This is a genomic window from Terrabacter sp. P5_B1 (assembly GCF_056400505.1).
In genome coordinates this window covers 1-660 of record NZ_JBFULD010000620.1, presented here as the reverse complement: position 1 = coordinate 660, position 660 = coordinate 1, and the positions used below count along the sequence as shown (strand labels likewise).

General features: G+C 74.1%; 1 pseudogene. It reads right to left on the bottom strand.

Going from position 1 to position 660, the window contains the following annotated elements:
• Positions 1-660: pseudogene (locus AC1DP0_RS22455) on the bottom strand (hypothetical protein); the annotation flags it as partial.

The following is a 660-nucleotide window of genomic DNA, read 5'->3' as shown; positions in this document are numbered from 1 at the left end:
GTACGTCTCCGTGAGGTCGAGCAGCGCGGCCCACAGCGGGACGGTGGTGGTGTTCACGAGACGGACGGTGAAGCGCGGGGCGTCGCTGCCGGCATACGCGATCGTCAGGGTGCCGCCGGCGCCCACGGCACCCGTCCCGGCGTCCACCTCGACGCGGACGGCGTCGGCGGCCAAACCAGTGGCCGCGTTGGTCAGTGCCGAGAGCCGGAGCCAGCGGGCGACGCGCTCGAGCGCGAGGACGGTCCGCTCCTCGCGACCGTCGCCCTGGACGACGGGAACGAGGGGGCGGGTGACGCCGGGACGCGTGATGACGAAGCCTCCCGGGGTGGCCTCGACGAGCAGGTCGACGCTCGTCGACTCACCCGGGCCGAGCGTGACGGAGCCGGCCGGGAACGCGTCGGTGAAGATGCCGTACGTCTCCGTGAGGTCGAGCAGCGCGGCCCACAGCGGGACGGTGGTGGTGTTCACGAGACGGACGGTGAAGCGCGGGGCGTCGCTGCCGGCATACGCGATCGTCAGGGTGCCGCCGGCGCCCACGGCACCCGTCCCGGCGTCCACCTCGACGCGGACGGCGTCGGCGGCCAAACCAGTGGCCGCGTTGGTCAGTGCCGAGAGCCCGGAGCCAGCGGGCGACGCGCTCGAGCGCGAGGACGGTCCGCT